This is a genomic window from Variovorax sp. F042 (genome assembly GCF_057814215.1).
On the sequence record NZ_JBVASX010000012.1, the window covers coordinates 187,448 to 202,849 of the forward strand.

Annotated in this window: 19 protein-coding genes; 14 read left to right on the forward strand and 5 right to left on the reverse strand. The window is 64.9% G+C overall.

Going from position 1 to position 15,402, the window contains the following annotated elements:
- Window positions 1-7 precede the first annotated feature (7 nt).
- Complete coding sequence (locus tag ACZYSP_RS28285; protein WP_489017842.1) at window positions 8-469, forward strand: EVE domain-containing protein; 462 nt, start codon at window positions 8-10, stop codon at window positions 467-469.
- 4 nt (window positions 470-473) lie between these two features.
- Here the strand turns inward: ACZYSP_RS28285 and ACZYSP_RS28290 are convergent, their stop codons facing one another.
- Both ACZYSP_RS28290 and ACZYSP_RS28295 read right to left on the reverse strand, forming a co-directional pair.
- Window positions 474-1,127, reverse strand: coding sequence for a MarC family protein (locus ACZYSP_RS28290; protein ID WP_093058714.1), 654 nt, complete (start codon window positions 1,125-1,127; stop codon window positions 474-476).
- A gap of 2 nt (window positions 1,128-1,129) precedes the next feature.
- Window positions 1,130-1,876, reverse strand: a complete 747-nt coding sequence (locus tag ACZYSP_RS28295) for an SDR family oxidoreductase (protein WP_093058715.1) — start codon at window positions 1,874-1,876, stop codon at window positions 1,130-1,132.
- Between the two features lie 72 nt (window positions 1,877-1,948).
- Here ACZYSP_RS28295 and ACZYSP_RS28300 point away from each other — a divergent pair, with 72 nt between their 5' ends.
- Both ACZYSP_RS28300 and ACZYSP_RS28305 read left to right on the forward strand, forming a co-directional pair.
- Window positions 1,949-2,554 (forward strand): 2-hydroxychromene-2-carboxylate isomerase, encoded by a 606-nt coding sequence (locus ACZYSP_RS28300; protein ID WP_440532878.1) that lies wholly within the window; start codon window positions 1,949-1,951, stop codon window positions 2,552-2,554.
- Window positions 2,555-2,593: 39 nt separating this feature from the next.
- Window positions 2,594-3,277, forward strand: coding sequence for a dienelactone hydrolase family protein (locus ACZYSP_RS28305; RefSeq protein ID WP_093058717.1), 684 nt, complete (start codon window positions 2,594-2,596; stop codon window positions 3,275-3,277).
- Window positions 3,278-3,329: 52 nt separating this feature from the next.
- Here the strand turns inward: ACZYSP_RS28305 and ACZYSP_RS28310 are convergent, their stop codons facing one another.
- Window positions 3,330-4,244, reverse strand: coding sequence for a LysR family transcriptional regulator (locus ACZYSP_RS28310; RefSeq protein ID WP_093180130.1), 915 nt, complete (start codon window positions 4,242-4,244; stop codon window positions 3,330-3,332).
- Between the two features lie 133 nt (window positions 4,245-4,377).
- Between ACZYSP_RS28310 and ACZYSP_RS28315 the strand changes: the two genes are divergently transcribed.
- Entirely contained in the window at window positions 4,378-4,716 is a 339-nt protein-coding gene (locus ACZYSP_RS28315) for an alpha/beta hydrolase (protein ID WP_093081061.1), read from the forward strand.
- A 219-nt stretch (window positions 4,717-4,935) separates the two neighbouring features.
- Window positions 4,936-5,304 (forward strand): DUF4148 domain-containing protein, encoded by a 369-nt coding sequence (locus ACZYSP_RS28320; RefSeq protein WP_093058720.1) that lies wholly within the window; start codon window positions 4,936-4,938, stop codon window positions 5,302-5,304.
- Window positions 5,305-5,387: 83 nt separating this feature from the next.
- Here ACZYSP_RS28320 and ACZYSP_RS28325 read toward each other — a convergent pair whose 3' ends face one another.
- Together ACZYSP_RS28325 and hemB are read right to left on the reverse strand one after the other, a co-directional pair.
- A complete protein-coding gene (locus ACZYSP_RS28325) occupies window positions 5,388-6,539 on the reverse strand; it encodes a magnesium transporter CorA family protein (RefSeq protein WP_093058721.1) in 1,152 nt (383 codons plus the stop codon).
- Window positions 6,540-6,549: 10 nt separating this feature from the next.
- A complete protein-coding gene (hemB, locus tag ACZYSP_RS28330; RefSeq protein WP_489017847.1) occupies window positions 6,550-7,536 on the reverse strand; it encodes a porphobilinogen synthase in 987 nt (328 codons plus the stop codon).
- Between the two features lie 367 nt (window positions 7,537-7,903).
- On the opposite strand from hemB, the gene ACZYSP_RS28335 reads away from it, so the two are divergent.
- The 9 genes from ACZYSP_RS28335 to ACZYSP_RS28375 all read left to right on the forward strand — a co-directional run.
- Entirely contained in the window at window positions 7,904-8,332 is a 429-nt protein-coding gene (locus ACZYSP_RS28335; RefSeq protein WP_056522085.1) for a CopD family protein, read from the forward strand.
- A gap of 14 nt (window positions 8,333-8,346) precedes the next feature.
- A complete protein-coding gene (locus ACZYSP_RS28340; protein ID WP_489017850.1) occupies window positions 8,347-9,474 on the forward strand; it encodes a VanZ family protein in 1,128 nt (375 codons plus the stop codon).
- Window positions 9,475-9,525: 51 nt separating this feature from the next.
- Window positions 9,526-9,879, forward strand: a complete 354-nt coding sequence (locus tag ACZYSP_RS28345) for a (2Fe-2S) ferredoxin domain-containing protein (RefSeq protein ID WP_093058724.1) — start codon at window positions 9,526-9,528, stop codon at window positions 9,877-9,879.
- A 36-nt stretch (window positions 9,880-9,915) separates the two neighbouring features.
- Entirely contained in the window at window positions 9,916-10,548 is a 633-nt protein-coding gene (locus ACZYSP_RS28350) for an alpha/beta hydrolase (RefSeq protein ID WP_489017852.1), read from the forward strand.
- A 40-nt stretch (window positions 10,549-10,588) separates the two neighbouring features.
- The gene (locus tag ACZYSP_RS28355) at window positions 10,589-11,758 is read left to right on the forward strand and encodes a D-alanyl-D-alanine carboxypeptidase family protein (protein ID WP_093058726.1); all 1,170 of its coding nucleotides are present in this window, start codon (window positions 10,589-10,591) and stop codon (window positions 11,756-11,758) included.
- Window positions 11,759-11,963: 205 nt separating this feature from the next.
- A complete protein-coding gene (gene rpsL, locus ACZYSP_RS28360; protein WP_013543948.1) occupies window positions 11,964-12,341 on the forward strand; it encodes a 30S ribosomal protein S12 in 378 nt (125 codons plus the stop codon).
- A gap of 150 nt (window positions 12,342-12,491) precedes the next feature.
- On the forward strand, window positions 12,492-12,965 hold the full coding sequence (rpsG, locus tag ACZYSP_RS28365) for a 30S ribosomal protein S7 (RefSeq protein ID WP_013543947.1): 474 nt from the start codon (window positions 12,492-12,494) through the stop codon (window positions 12,963-12,965).
- A 96-nt stretch (window positions 12,966-13,061) separates the two neighbouring features.
- Window positions 13,062-15,161: an elongation factor G gene (gene fusA, locus ACZYSP_RS28370; RefSeq protein WP_093058727.1), complete on the forward strand. Its 2,100-nt coding sequence runs from the start codon at window positions 13,062-13,064 to the stop codon at window positions 15,159-15,161.
- Window positions 15,162-15,280: 119 nt separating this feature from the next.
- On the forward strand, window positions 15,281-15,402 hold a 122-nt coding region (locus tag ACZYSP_RS28375), incomplete at its 3' end, for a GTP-binding protein (RefSeq protein ID WP_235926911.1).

Consider the following 15,402-nt stretch of genomic DNA (forward strand, 5'->3'; position numbering starts at 1 on the left):
CGGGACCATGCCCAATTACTGGTTGATGAAATCCGAGCCCGACGAGGTCTCGATCGACGATGCACTCGCCGCACCCGGCGCCACTGTGGCGTGGACCGGCGTGCGCAACTATCAGGCACGCAACTTCATGCGCGACGGCATGAAGGTCGGCGACGGCGTGCTGTTCTATCACTCGAGCTGCCCGGAGCCGGGCATTGCCGGCATTGCGCGAGTGGCCTCGGGCATCAAGGCCGATCCGACGCAGTTCGACGCGAAGTCGCCCTACTACGACGCAGGCTCGAAGAAGGACGACCCGCGCTGGCTGCTGGTCGACGTGCAGGCGGTGCGCAAGACGCGGCTGCTGGCGTTGCCAGAGTTGCGCGCAAAGCCCGAATTGGCCGAGCTGATCGTGCTGCGCAAGGGCAACCGGCTGTCGATCACGCCGGTAGAGTCGGCGCACTGGAAGATCATCGAGAAGATGCTGGCCTGACGGCTCAGCCGATCTTGTTCAGGATCGGGAACAGCTTGCCGAGCCCGTCGGCCATCACCTCGACCGCGAGTGCCGCAAGAATCAGCCCCATCAGCCGCGTCATGATGTTGATGCCGGTCTTGCCGAGCACACGCGCGATCGGCTGTGCGAGCGAGAAGGCCAGGGCGGTGGCCAGCGCCACCACCACGCCGTAGCCCACCAGAATTGCAAGCTCCCACAGGTGCTGCGCCTTGTCGGCGTAGATGACCACGGTGGAGATGGTGGCCGGGCCGGTGAGCAGCGGAATGGTGAGCGGCACCACCGCGATCGACGCGCCCATCGACGCCTTCACCTCGGTGGCGCGCAGCTCCTCGACGTTGGTCTTGCTCTCGGCCGGCTGGGCGTTGAGCATCGACAGCGAGCTCATGAGCAGCAGCAGGCCGCCACCGACCTGGAAGCTCGCGATGGAAATGCCGAAGAAGGACAGCAGCTGCAGGCCCAGCAGCGCGCTCACCGCGATGACCACGAACGCGCTGAAGGCCGACATGCGCACCGTGTGGCGGCGCTGCGCGTCGCTGTAGCCCTGCGTGTAGTGGATGAAGAAGGGCACGATGGCCAGCGGGTTGACGATGGCCACCAGCGTCACCAGCGGCTTGATCAGGTCCATGGAGGTGCTCATGGTCAGCGGCCTCCGGTGACGTCGAGCAGGGCCATGGTGGTGTAGCTGGCCTCGGGCGAGAGCAGCCACAGGATGGCGCCGGCAATCTCGTCGGCGCTGCCGGTGCGCTGCATGGGTACGGTGGGCGCGAGGTCGGAGGCGCGGTCGGGCATGCCGCCGGAGGCGTGGATCTCGGTGTCGATCAGGCCGGGGCGCACCGCGTTGACGCGGATGCCTTCGGCGGCCACTTCCTTGGCCAGGCCGATGGTGAAGGTGTCGATGGCGCCCTTGCTGGCGGCGTAGTCGACGTACTGGTCGGGCGAACCCAGCCGCGCGGCGCCGCTGGAAATGTTGACGATGGCGCCACCCGTGCCGCCGTACTTGGTGCTCATGCGCCGCACGGCCTCGCGCGCGCAGATGAAGCTGCCGATCACGTTGATGCGGAACATGCGCTCCAGCCGCGCCACGCTCATGTCGGCGACGCGCGCCTGCACGTCGACCACGCCGGCGTTGTTGACCAGCGCCGTGAGGCGGCCGAACCTCGCGTCGACCTTCTGGAACATGGCTAGCACCTGCGCCTCGTCGCCCACATCGGCCTGTACCGCCATGGCGGCGCCGCCGTTTGCGCGGATGGTGCGCACCACCTCGTCGGCGGCCAGCGAATTGCTGGCGTAGTTGACGGCCACCGCATAGCCGCGCTGCGCGGCGAGCAGGGCGGTGGCGGCGCCGATGCCGCGGCCGCCGCCCGTGATCAAGAGCACCTGGTCCAAAACCTACCTCCTGCAGAGAAACTGCGTGTCAGTTAAAACCGTCGGCTTGGATTACATCATTGGGGCACGCGCATGAGCACCAGCAAGACGATTGACTACTACTTTGCGCCACAGAGCCCGTGGACCTATCTGGGGCATTCCCGCTTTGCGGCGATTGCTGCGGTCGCGGGCGCTACGGTGCGCGTGCGGCCTATCGACATGGGCAGCGTGTTTCCTGTGTCCGGCGGGTTGCCGCTGGGCAAGCGCGCGCCGCAGCGGCAGGCCTACCGGCTGGTCGACCTCGCGCGCTATTCGAGCTATCTCGGCCTGCCGCTGAACGTCAAGCCGAAGTTTTTCCCGGTGGCCAGCGACGACGCGGCGCGGGTCATCATCGCGGTCGACATGCATGACGGCACCGAGGCTGCCATGCGCATGTGCGAGGCGGTGTTCGCGGCCGTGTGGGTGCAGGAGCGCAACATCGGCGACCCGAAGGTGCTCGATTCGCTGATCGTCGAGTGCGGGCTGTCGCCCAAGCGTGGCGAGCAGTCGCTGAGCCAGGCGGTCCAGGAGCGCTACGAGGCCTACACGCAGGAGGCCATCGACATCCAGGTGTTCGGTGCGCCCAGCTACGTGATCGACGGCGAAATTTTCTGGGGGCAGGACCGTCTCGACTTCGTCGAACGGGCGCTGCGCCCATAACCCGGCACTTACTTATTTGCCATCAAGGAGCAAGACAACATGGGTCAATTCATCGATCTCAAGGCCAAGGACGGCTTCACCTTCCCCGCCTACGTGGCCGAACCGGCGGGCAAGCCGCGCGGCGCGGTGGTCGTGGTGCAGGAAATCTTCGGCGTGAACTCGCACATCCGCTCGGTGGCCGACGGCTATGCGGCCGAGGGCTACCTGGCCGTGGCGCCGTCGACCTTCCAGCGCGTCAAGCCGGACGTGGAACTGGGCTACTCGGACGACGACATGAAGAACGGCTTCGGCCTGAAGACCGCTGTCGAGGCGCTGCCGGCGCCGGGCGTGCTGCAGGACATCGAGGCGTCGATCGCCTACGCGTCGAAGGCTGGCAAGGTCGGCATCGTGGGCTACTGCTGGGGCGGCCTGCTGGTGTGGCGCTCGGCGGCGCTGCTGCCGGGCCTGGCTGCTGCCGCGCCTTACTACGGCGGCGGCATGACCTCGCCGGAAGAAACGGCGCGTCAGCCCAAGGTGCCGGTGCTCGCGCACTTCGGCAACCAGGATCACTGGATTCCGCTGGACACCATCGAGTCGTTCAAGAAGGCGCATCCGGAGGTGGAAGTGCATGTGTATCCGGTCGGCCACGGTTTCAACTGCGATCAGCGCGGCTCGTACAACGCCGACGCGGCCAAGCTGGCGCGCGAGCGCACGCTGGCGTTCTTCGCGAAGCATCTCGCCTGAGCCTGCGTTCGTCCTCCAATGAAAAAACCCGGCACTGCCGGGTTTTTTCATTTCATGAATGGCTCGGCTTGCGTGCCGTGGCGCCCGGGCCGACTCGGGTCTGAAGGAAGTCGAGCAGCGCGCGCAATGCAGCGCTGTTGTGGCGCCGCTGCAGGTAGGCGGCCGACAGCCACACGTCCTTGCGCGCGTAATCCTGCAGCACGGGCACCAGCTCGCCGTGGTCGAGGTGTGATTGCACGAGGATCGACGGCAGGTAGATCACGCCGAAGCCATGCATGGCCACGCGGATCAGCGGCGCGCCTTCGGTGCAGTCCATGCGGCTTTTCACCGGTACGTCGATCGGCGTGCCGTTGTCGTCGAAGCGCCACGCGGGCTGCTGGCCCTGCGCCGAGAACGTGAGCGCGTCGTGGCCCGACAGGTCGCGCGGATGCTCGGGCTTGCCGTGCTTTTTCCAGTAGACCGGCGAGGCGCAGACAACCATGTTCATGAGCCGCAGCTTGCGCACGATCAGGTTCGCGTCCTCGATGGGGCCGCTGCGCAGTTCGACGTCGATGCCTTCCTCGGCGAGGTCGACGGCCCGGTTGGTCAGCTGCAGGCTGATCGTCACGTCGGGGTAGTAGCGCATGAAGTCGGCCAGCAGGTTCGGAAACTCGCCGCTGCCCATGCCGTGCGGGGCCGAGATGCGCAGCCGCCCGCCGGGCTGGCTGGCGCGGTCCTGCAGCTCGGACTGGGTCAGTTCGACCATCTCTAGCATCGGGGTGCTGCGGTCCAGCAGCAGCTGGCCGGCATCGGTGAGGCTCACGGAACGGGTGGAGCGGTTGAGAAGACGCACGCCGAAGCGGGTTTCCAGCTCGGCCACATACTTGCTGACGGTGGCCTTCGACATGTCGAGCCTCTTGGCTGCCTGGGAAAAGCTGCCGTGCGAGGCGACTTCCCGGAAGGTTCTGATCAGATCGAGACTGTCCATGTGAATGAGTCCATTGTTTCCGTTTTGGGAACGCGATGGTTCGATTCTCCCGGGTTTTTCCTAACCAGCTTGGGCGACACTTCGGTTACTCGCCGACGTCGCCAGCCCGGTTGGACCGTTGGAAGGAACTGAAATGAAGACCCCGAACATCATTGCCGCTGCCGTCCTGTTGCTGCTCGCCGCCTCCGGCGCGCAGGCGCAGGGTGCCCAACAGGGCTTCGAGCCGGTGCAGCCGCTCGAGGCCGTCACCAGCCGCAGCGATGTGGTGGCCGGCGCCGATGCTGCGGCGCGCGGTGGCAATGTCTACGGCGACGTCGTGGCGGCGCCGCTGGTCTCGCGGCCGAGTTCGCTCGACCGGGCGTCGGTCCGCGCCCAGGCCGTGGCTGCCGCCCACGCGCCGAACCAGAACCTGGACCGCCGCGCCTTCGTCAACAGCGAAGTGCCGCCGCAGTTCCAAGCCTCGCAGCGATAAGCCGGAAGTCTTCTCCTGCAAGGCCGGGCCGGTGCAAACCGGGCCCGGCTTTTTTCTGCTGGCATGCCTTGATGTCGGCATTGTTTCAATAGAGGAAACACCGTGTCTCTGAACAGAGTGTTTTGGCATGGCAGTTCGCCCGGAAACTCGCCGCACAGGCAAGCGAACCAGCAAGCCTGGTGGACGAACCATCCAACGAACATCCTAGGAGAACTGAATATGAAGACCTCGCAAATCCTCGCCGCTGCCGCCCTGACCCTGCTGGCTGCCGTTGGCGCCCAAGCCGAAACGTACCAAGGTGTGAACACCGCCGTCTCGACCAAGAGCCGTGACGAAGTCAACGCCGAAGCCGTGCGCGCCGCATCGGCTCCGAACCAGAACGTGACCCGCGGTTCGCGCGGCCCGGAAACGGTCGCCGTGTCGAAGGACCGCGCAATCGTCCAAGCCGAAGCCGTTCGCACCTCCTACGCTCCCGACCAGAACGTGACTGGCGGCTCGCGCGTCAACAGCCGCGTCATCTCGACCATGCAAAACCCGATGGACGCTCGCGTTCAGGCCGAGCAAGGTTCGGGCGCTGTCGCCAAGTAATTGAAGCGGTCCCTCGGGGCCGTCGAAATGCAAAAGGGCCACGCGAAAGCGTGGCCCTTTTTCTTTGGTTGGCGATTCCGGGATCAGCGCGTACGCGCGAGATAGCGCTTGCGCCAGAAGATCAGCACCAGCACCACCGCGATGACCAGCATCGACGTCATCGCGATCCAGAAGCCGTCTGCCTTGTGCACCAGCGGGATGAATTCGAAGTTCATGCCGAAGATGCCCGCGATGAGGTTCAGCGGCAGGAACACGGCGGTGAGCACCGTCAGCACCCGCATGATGTCGTTGGCGCGGTGGCCCTGGACGCTGAAGTGCATCTGCACTGCAGTCTCGGCGTTCTGCTCCAGTCGGTGCACGTGGTGCACCACGCGCTCGATGTGCTCGAGCACGTCGCGGCTGCGGATCATGATGAGTTCGCGCTCGCGCTGCTCCGTCTCGCCCTTGGGCACGGGGAGCGTTTCGAGCGAGTCGATCCAGTCCTGCATGGCGGCGCGCTGGTCTTCGCAGATCTCGTCCAGGTGGTGCAGCGACTGGCGCGCCTCCATCAGCGCACCCCAATTGGTGAAGCGGCTGCGTGGGTCGATCAGCTCGGTCTGCCAGTGATCGAGCTGCTTGGTGAGTTCGCGTCGCAGGTCGAGGTAGCCGTCGACGATCTGGTTGATGACGCGCAGCATCAGGTCCGAAGGGCTGGTTGGCAGGCGGGCCGAGGTGGCGCGCACGTCGAGCGCAGGGGCGCCGCGGTCGTCGGGCGAGGCAGCCGCCAGCAGGCGAGTGGCGAAGGCGTCGCGCACCGCGCCGTCTTCCGGGTGCACCGACAGCAGCACGCGATCGAACACCGCGAAGCCGACCGGGCGGGTGTCGACTCGACGCAGCACGGGCGGGCCGCTGCGGGGCAGGGGCGGGGCCTCGCTGCCATTGCCCTTGCCGTTGCCCAGCGCCGCCTGGCCCTGTCCGTTGGCCAGCCGCCGGAACACCAGCACGTCGTACTGCGAGGTGTAGTCGTAGTGGGAGGGTAACTGGTCGTTGAGCAGGTCGGCCACGTGCAGGTCGACCAGTTGCGTGAGGCACAGCGTCTGCAGGATCTGCTGCACCTCGGCCAGCGAAGCCCGGAATTCCTCGCGTGTGAGCGAGATCCAGAGGTAGCCGCCGGTGCCGCACGCGCCCGGTACGGTCAGCGGCGCCAGCGCGGCGTGCTCGCTGACCTGCGAGCGGTTGATTTCGAAGATGCGCATGCCGGCGCTGTTACTTCTGCAGCAGCCGCGCGGCGTCGAGCGCGAAATAGGTCAGCACGCCATCGGCGCCGGCGCGCTTGAAGGCCAGCAGGCTTTCGAGCACCACGGCGTCGTGGTCGAGCCAGCCGTTCTGGGCGGCGGCCTTGAGCATCGCGTACTCGCCGCTCACCTGGTAGGCGAAGGTCGGAACATGGAACTGGTCCTTCACGCGGCGCACGATGTCGAGGTAGGGCATGCCGGGCTTCACCATCACCATGTCGGCGCCTTCGGCGATGTCGATGGCGACTTCGCGCAGGGCCTCGTCGCTGTTGCCAGGGTCCATCTGGTAGACCTTCTTGTTGCTCTTGCCGAGCGTGGCGGCCGAGCCCACGGCGTCGCGGAAGGGGCCGTAGAAGGCGCTGGCGTACTTGGCGCTGTAGGCCATGATGCGCGTGTGAATGTCGCCGCGGGCTTCGAGCGCGGTGCGGATGGCGCCGATGCGGCCGTCCATCATGTCGCTCGGCGCCACAATGTCCACGCCGGCCTGCGATTGTGTGAGCGCCTGCTTCACAAGCACTTCGACGGTCGCGTCGTTGAGGATGTAGCCGGTGTCGTCGAGCAGGCCGTCCTGGCCGTGGCTGGTGTAGGGGTCGAGGGCAACGTCGGTCATCACGCCCAGCTCGGGGAAGCGCGTCTTGAGGGCGGCCACCACGCGGGGAATCAGCCCGTCGGGGTTGAAGGCTTCGCGGCCATCGGGCGTCTTGAGGCTGGCGTCGATCACCGGGAACAGCGCCATCACCGGGATGCCGGCCGCCACGCACTGCTCGGCCACGGGCAGCAATTGGTCGAGGCTCAGGCGGTCCACGCCGGGCATCGAGGGGACGGCATCGCGACGTTTCTCGCCTTCCTGAACGAACACCGGGTAGATCAGGTCGTTGACCGTCAGCGCGTGTTCTCGTACCAGATTGCGGGTGAAAGCGTCGCGGCGCAGGCGCCGCGGCCGCCCGGCGGGGAACATGGCCAGAGGGGAAGATGATGACGTCATATATACAAAATTGTGCCTGAAGCGATCTTTCACAGACCTTCTCTCCGAGTGTCCAGTTGTCTGACAACTACGGAAATTCGTAGAACCAAGGTACTCAAATTTTTGCTTCAAATGTCAAAGAAAGTGCCTCAGTCGCTTGAAACCTTGTTTCGTCTTTGTTAAATTCTGAAGCGGGCGGCTTGCCGCTCCCCGCTTTTCCTCCCTGAGCGGGTGCCTTGATGTGTGACAGCAAAAGGGCTTCCCAGCCCGACGTGAAGACGTCGGGCTTTTTTTTGTCTGTCGTACAGGGGCATCGCCGCAAAAGAGGGGTCGGCGAGAGGGGCGCCACTAAACTGCCGCCATGCTCTGGGTCAAATCTCTTCACATCGTCTTCATTGCAAGCTGGTTCGCGGGGTTGTTCTACCTGCCCCGGATCTTTGTCAATCTGGCGATGGTGCCGCCCGAGTCGGTGGCCGAGCGGGAGCGGCTGCTGTTGATGGCACGCAAGCTCATGCGATTCACGACTTTCCTGGCGGTTCCCGCGCTCGGCTTCGGCCTGTGGCTGTGGCTGGGTTATGGCATCGGGCGCGGCCCGGGCAACGGGTGGATGCACGCCAAGCTGGCGCTGGTGTTGGTGGCCATCGGCTATCACCACGGCTGCGGCGTGCTGCTGCGCCGTTTCGTGGCGGGCGAGAACCGGCGCAACGACCGCTGGTTCCGCTGGTTCAACGAGCTGCCGGTGCTGCTGCTGCTGGGCATCGTGATCCTGGTGGTCGTCAAGCCGTTCTGAGCCCGGTGCACACGGTGGAGAGGCCGCACAAGTCCGCCGCGCTCCCCCTGGCGCTCGCGTACGCGGCGCTGATCGTCTACGCCAGTCTCTATCCGTTCGCCGACTGGCGCGACCAGGGGATCGCGCCGTGGGCCTACTTGTTGGCGCCCTGGCCCAAGTACTGGACGGGCTTCGATTTCGCCATCAATGTGGTGGGCTACGTGCCCTTCGGCTTCCTGTGCGCCCTGGCGGTGCTGCGCACGCGCCCGGCCACCAGCGTCTGGCATGCGGTGCTGCGCGCCACCGTGGCGGGAGCGGCAATCTCGTTCGCCATGGAGACGCTGCAGAGCTACCTGCCCGCGCGCATTCCCTCCAACGTGGACCTGGGGTTCAACACGACGGGTGCGGTCCTTGGTGCCGTGCTGGCGGCGGGGCTGGAACGGCTGGGCGCGGTTGCCCACTGGAGCCGCGCGCGTTCGCAGTGGTTCGCCGAGGACTCGCGCGGCGCGCTGGTGTTGCTCGCGCTGTGGCCTTTTGCGCTGCTGTTCCCGGCGGCCGTCACCTTCGGGCTGGGGCAGGTGTTCGAGCGGCTCGAAGTGGCGATCTCCGAATGGCTGCTCGACACGCCCTTCATCGATTGGCTGCCGCTGCGGCAGTTCGAGCTCGAGCCGCTGGTGCCGGCGGTGGAACTGCTGTGCGTGATGCTCGGTGCGCTGGTGCCGTGCCTGCTGGGCTATCTGGTGGCGCGCTCCGTGGTCCAGCGCGCGGTGCTGCTGCCGCTGACGCTGCTGGCCGGCATCGCGGCCTCGGCGCTGTCGGCGGCATTGAGCTATGGGCCCGAGCACGCATGGGCGTGGCTGGGCCTGCCTGTGCAGGTCGGCATGGCCGCGGCGTTCTTTGCTGGCGTGCTGTTGCTGTTCGCGCCGCGCCGCTTGTGTGCGGCGCTGCTGCTGGTGGGGCTCGTGCTGCAGCTGAGCCTGCTGAACCAGGCGCCCGAGAGCGCGTACTTCGCGCAGACGCTGGCTACCTGGGAGCAGGGGCGCTTCATCCGCTTCCACGGGCTGGCGCAGTGGCTGGGCTGGACCTGGCCCTTCGCGGTGCTGGCGTACGTGGTGGTCGCTCTGTCGCGCCGCGGCCGGCCCAATGCCGCTGCGACGGCCTGAACGTTTGAAGGTATCGACACGGGGCCAAGGGGCGGTCACTAAAATCTGCCGATGCCCAGCTCCTCCCCTGCCGCGCCGTCCGGCTATTACGGCCGCCACATCTTCTTCTGCCTCAACGAGCGCAAGAACGGCGAAGACTCCTGCTCCATGCACAACGCGCAGGAAGGCTTCGACCGCTGCAAGGCGAAGGTCAAGGAAGCGGGGCTATCCGGGCCCGGCAAGGTGCGCGTCAACAAGGCCGGCTGCCTCGACCGCTGCGCCGGCGGGCCGGTGGCGGTGGTGTACCCCGAGGCCGTCTGGTACACCTTCGTCGATGGCGATGACATCGACGAGATCGTCGAGTCGCACCTGAAGAACGGCCAGGTCGTCGAGCGGCTGCTGCTGCCTCCCGATGTCGGACGCTGAACTTTTCCGCCGACCCTCCGCTCGTACCTTGCGCCAATGAATTCCCAGACCGAAAAGATCAGCCTCCAGGGCGCCGCCGGCGCAATCGAGGTTCAGCGCGACCAGCCTGCCGGCACCCCGCGCGGTATCGCAGTAATCGCCCATCCGCATCCGCTGTTCGGCGGCACGATGGACAACAAGGTGGTGCAGACGCTGGCACGCGCATTCGTCGCCAGCGGGTGGACCACGGTGCGCTTCAACTTCCGCGGCGTGGGCGCCAGCGAAGGCGTGCACGACGAAGGGCGTGGCGAGCTGGAAGACATGCTGAATGTCGTCGGCCAGCTCGCGCCCGAGGGGCCGCTGGCGATCGCCGGATTTTCCTTTGGCGCGTTCGTTGCGACCGGTGCCGCCGCAAGGCTCTGGACCGAACGCGACATCCGCCAGATCGTGCTGGTAGGTACGGCCGCCGCGCGCAACACCGTGGCCACGCTGCCGGCCGAGGCGCACGAGCGCATGCTGGTGGTTCATGGCGAAGCCGACGACACCGTGCCGCTGTCCGCCGTGATGGACTGGGCGCGGCCGCAGTCACTTCCTGTCACAGTCGTCCCCGGGGGCGGCCACTTCTTTCACGGACAATTGCCGCTGCTCAAAAGTCTCGTGGTCCGCCATCTGCGCGCGGACATCGCTTGAAAGCCTCGCAGGCTTGTTTTCGTCTCTTTCCAAACTCCCCATGAATCGTTTTCTTGGCGCGCTCCGCGCGCTGGTCTTTACCGCCGCCGCATCCGTCAGCCTGATCGCCGCCGCCCAGGTGCCGGCTCCGCCTGAAATCGCCGCGCGCAGCTACCTGCTGCTTGACGTGACCGCGAACCAGATCCTGGCCCAGAAGGACATCGACAGCCCGGTCGAGCCGGCTTCGCTCACGAAGCTGATGTCTGCCTACCTGGTGTTCGATGCGCTGCGCACCAAGAAGATCACGCTGACCCAGACGCTGCCGGTCAGCCCGCGCGCCTGGAAGATGCCCGGTTCGCGCATGTTCATCGACCCCAAGATGCAGGTGCCGGTGGAAGACCTGATCAAGGGCCTGATCGTGCAGTCGGGCAACGACGCCACGGTGGCGCTGGCCGAAGGCGTGGGCGGCACGGTCGAGCACTTCGTCGAGATGATGAATGCCCAGGCCAAGGCGCTGGGCATGAAGAACACGAGCTACAAGAACCCCGAAGGCCTGACGGCGCCCGGCCACACCACCACGGCTCGTGACCTGAGCATTCTGGCGACCCGCCTGGTGCGCGACTTCCCCGAGGAAGCCAAGTACTACGCGATCAAGAAGTACCGCTACCCGGGCACTCCGTCGACCAACGACACCAATCGCAATCTGCTGCTGTTCCGCGACCCGACCGTCGACGGCCTGAAGACCGGGCACACCGAGGCGGCCGGCTACTGCATGATCGCCACCGCCAAGCGCGATTTCCCCAACCTGACCGGCGGCCGCCGCCTGCTGTCGATCGTGCTGGGAACCACGGGCGAGACCGTGCGCGCCAACGAGTCGCAGAAGCTGCTGAACTGGGGTTACACGGCCTACGACGCCGTTCGCCTGTTCGACGCCGGCCAGCCGGCCGCCACCCCGGCCGTCTGGAAGGGCAAGGCGAACACGCTGAAGCTGGGCCGCCCGGAAGCCATCGTGGTCGCGGTGCCCGCCGGCACCGCCAGCAAGATCAAGACGCAGGTGTCGCGCCCCGATCCGCTGGTGGCGCCGTTCACCAAGTACCAGGCCGTCGGTTCGCTCAAGGTCACCCTGGACGACCAGCCGGTCGCCGACGTGCCCCTGGTCGCCCTGGAAGCCGTCGAGCAGGCAGGGATATTCGGCCGCGCATGGGATGCCGTGCGGCTCTGGATCAAGTAAATCCGCAGGGGTGACAAGGCGGTTGGCGGTCGTCCACCACGGTTGACCTTGCCGTTTCAGACTCGTTTGCTATACTCGTGGGCTTTTCGGAAATTTCCGAAGGGTTTCACGTTTTCGTTATTCCCGGCTTCCTTGCCTTGCGTCACGTCAAGGACCAAGGGCGGTTTTGCAACCAGGGCCGGGTTGTTTTGGGACTAATTCATTCATGCCAACCATCAATCAACTGGTGCGTCAGGGTCGAACGGTCGAAAAGATCAATTCGAAGAGCCCTGCCATGCAGAACTCGCCGCAACGTCGCGGTGTCTGCACCCGCGTCTACACCACGACGCCAAAGAAGCCCAATTCGGCGCTTCGTAAAGTTGCCAAGGTCCGTCTGACCAATGGCTTCGAAGTCATCTCCTACATCGGCGGCGAAGGCCACAACCTGCAGGAACACAGCGTCGTGCTGGTTCGCGGCGGTCGTGTCAAGGACTTGCCCGGTGTGCGTTACCACATCGTGCGCGGTTCGCTCGACCTGCAAGGCGTGAAAGACCGTAAGCAGTCGCGTTCCAAGTACGGCGCGAAGCGTCCCAAGAAGGCTTAAGCCTTCCTGTCGTCAAAAAACAAACGGTGTTCGGTTGCCTTGGCGGGCACATCGAACGAAGTGACCCACTGTCGGGTCGAGTAAGTGAGAGTCCTGACTGGCTCTCGCGGTGCCGGAAACGGTGCCAACTGAAGCAAAGAGGTTAGAAAAATGCCACGTCGTCGCGAAGTCCCCAAACGTGAAATCCTGCCGGATCCCAAGTACGGCAATGTCGAGCTGTCCAAATTCATGAACGTGATCATGGAAGGTGGCAAGAAGGCGATCGCCGAGCGCATCATTTACGGTGCTCTCGACTTCATCGAAAAGAAGAACCCGGACAAGGACCCCCTCGAAGCTTTCACCGTTGCCATCAACAACGTGAAGCCGATGGTCGAAGTGAAGTCGCGCCGCGTTGGCGGTGCGAACTATCAAGTGCCGGTCGAAGTCCGCCCTGTCCGTCGCCTCGCCCTGTCGATGCGCTGGATCAAGGAAGCTGCCCGCAAGCGCGGTGAAAAGTCGATGGCCCTGCGTCTGGCCAACGAACTCATGGAAGCCACGGAAGGCCGTGGCGGCGCCATGAAGAAGCGCGACGAAGTGCACCGCATGGCGGAAGCCAACCGGGCGTTCAGCCACTTCCGCTTCTAAAAATCAAACTTCGCTTGGGCGTTGGGTGCTGAGTGTCGGGCGTTGTGCCCGTGCTCGGGGCCCAGCGCTCAACGCATTTCAACCCGAAAGTAAATCATGTCCCGCAAGACCCCCATCGAGCGCTACCGCAACATCGGCATCTCCGCGCACATCGACGCTGGCAAGACCACGACGACCGAACGTATCCTGTTCTACACCGGTGTGAACCACAAGATCGGTGAAGTGCACGACGGCGCCGCCACGATGGACTGGATGGAGCAAGAGCAAGAGCGCGGTATCACGATCACGTCCGCTGCCACCACCTGCTTCTGGAAGGGCATGGCTGGCAAGTTCGACGAACACCGCATCAACATCATCGACACCCCCGGCCACGTGGACTTCACCATTGAAGTCGAGCGCTCGATGCGCGTGCTGGACGGCGCCGTCATGGTGTACGACGCCGTCGGCGGTGTGCAGCCCCAGTCGGAAACCGTCTGGCGCCAGGCCAACAAGTACAAGGTTCCGCGTCTCGCGTTCGTCAACAAGATGGACCGCACCGGCGCCGACTTCCTGCGCGTGCGCCAGATGATGGTGGACCGCCTGAAGGCCAACCCCGTCGTGATCCAGATCCCGATCGGTGCCGAAGAGCACTTCCAGGGCATCGTCGACCTCGTGAAGATGAAGGCGATCATCTGGGACGAAGACAAGGGCGTGACGTTCCAGTACGGCGAGATCCCCGCCAACCTGGTCGATGTCTGCAACGAATACCGCGAAAAGCTCGTCGAAGCGGCTGCCGAAGCCAGCGAAGAGCTGATGAACAAGTACCTCGAAGGCGGCGAGCTGAGCGAGGAAGAAATCAAGAAGGCCATTCGCCAACGCACCATCGCCGGCGAAATCCAGCCGATGCTGTGCGGCTCGGCCTTCAAGAACAAGGGCGTGCAAGCCATGCTCGACGCCGTCGTCGAATACATGCCCGCACCGACCGACATTCCCCCGGTCAACGGCCTGGACGAAGACGAAGCGCCTGTCATCCGCAAGGCTGACGACAACGAGAAGTTCTCGGCCCTGGCATTCAAGCTGATGACCGACCCGTTCGTGGGCCAGTTGACCTTCGTGCGCGTCTACTCCGGCGTGCTGACCAAGGGCGACAGCGTCTACAACCCGGTTCGCGGCAAGAAGGAACGTATCGGCCGTATCGTGCAGATGCACGCCAACAACCGCGAAGAAGTCAACGAAATCCGCGCTGGCGACATCGCTGCCTGCGTGGGCCTGAAGGAAGTCACCACGGGCGAAACCCTGTGCGACCCGACGGCGATCGTGACGCTCGAGCGCATGGTGTTCCCGGAATCGGTGATCTCGCAGGCCGTGGAGCCGAAGACCAAGGCCGACCAGGAAAAGATGGGCATCGCCCTGCAACGCCTGGCTCAGGAAGACCCCTCGTTCCGCGTCAAGACCGATGAAGAATCGGGCCAGACCATCATCGCCGGCATGGGCGAGCTCCACCTTGAAATCATCGTGGACCGCATGAAGCGCGAATTCGGCGTGGAAGCCAACGTGGGCAAGCCGCAAGTGGCTTACCGCGAAACGATCCGCAAGACCGTCGAAGAAGCCGAAGGCAAGTTCGTTCGCCAGTCGGGCGGCAAGGGCCAGTACGGTCACGTCATCCTGAAGCTCGAGCCGCAGGAAGCCGGCAAGGGCTTCGAGTTCGTCGACGCCATCAAGGGCGGTGTGGTTCCTCGCGAATACATCCCCGCGGTGGAAAAGGGCGTCGTGGAAGCGCTGACGCAAGGCGTGCTGGCGGGCTACCCCGTCGTGGACGTCAAGGTCACACTGCACTTCGGCTCGTACCACGACGTGGACTCGAACGAAATGGCGTTCAAGATGGCCGCGATCTTCGGCTTCAAGGAAGGCGCTCGCAAGGCCAACCCCGTGATCCTCGAGCCGATGATGGCCGTGGAAGTCGAAACGCCTGAAGACTACGCCGGCAACGTGATGGGCGACCTGTCGTCCCGCCGCGGCATGGTGCAGGGCATGGACGACATGGTCGGTGGCGGCAAGGCCATCAAGGCCGAAGTGCCGCTGTCGGAAATGTTCGGCTACTCGACCACGCTGCGCTCGATGTCGCAAGGCCGCGCAACGTACACGATGGAGTTCAAGCACTACGCCGAAGCTCCCCGTAACGTCGCCGAAGCCATCGTGGCCGCCCGCGCCAAGTAAGTATTCAATTTCGAATCTGTCTGCGACCGTGTGCCCCTCGCTGCCCGTGGCGAGGGAACCAGCAATGCGGTGCAGACATAAAACCCAATCACGGGCACTGCTCTTTCAAGGATTGAAAAATGGCAAAAGGTAAATTCACCCGCACCAAGCCGCACGTGAACGTGGGCACGATCGGTCACGTTGACCACGGCAAGACGACGCTGACGGCTGCGATCGCGACGGTTCTGTCGGCCAAGTTCGG